The sequence below is a fragment of the Streptomyces diversicolor genome, assembly GCF_057537855.1.
Genome location: NZ_BAAJXA010000154.1, coordinates 1 through 587 on the forward strand (window position 1 = coordinate 1; position 587 = coordinate 587).

The following is a 587-nucleotide window of genomic DNA, read 5'->3' on the forward strand; positions in this document are numbered from 1 at the left end:
GGGGGGCGGGGCCGGAGCGGTTTGTGGTGTTGGTGTTGCCGCGGTCGGTGGAGTTGGTGGTTGCGGTGTTGGCGGTGTTGAAGTCGGGTGCGGCGTATGTGCCGGTGGATCCGGAGTATCCGGCGGAGCGGGTGGAGTTTGTGCTGGGTGATGTCCGGCCGGTGGTGACGTTGGGTGTGGGGGATGTGGGTGTTGGTGGGGTGGGGTTGGGGGAGGGGAATTTGGGGGTGGGGGTGTTGCCGGATTCTGCGGCGTATGTGATTTATACGTCGGGTTCGACGGGGCGGCCGAAGGGTGTGGTGGTGCCGCATCGGAATGTGGTGCGGTTGTTCGGGGCGACGCGGGATTGGTTTGGTTTTGGTCCGGGTGATGTGTGGTCGTTGTTCCATTCGTATGCGTTTGATTTTTCGGTGTGGGAGTTGTGGGGTGCGTTGTTGCATGGTGGGCGGTTGGTGGTGGTGCCGTTCGAGGTGAGTCGTTCGCCGCGGGAGTTTGCGCGGTTGTTGGCGGTGGAGGGGGTGACGGTTCTGAATCAGACGCCGTCGGCGTTTTATCAGTTGATGGCGGTGGAGCGGGATGACTGGGTG

The 587-nt window shown here is 62.9% G+C and carries 1 protein-coding gene; it reads left to right on the forward strand.

Features of this window, described 5'->3' with window-relative positions:
* A partial coding sequence (locus AC27LF_RS45595; RefSeq protein ID WP_487231317.1) for an AMP-binding protein occupies positions 1-587 on the forward strand: 587 nt, incomplete at both ends.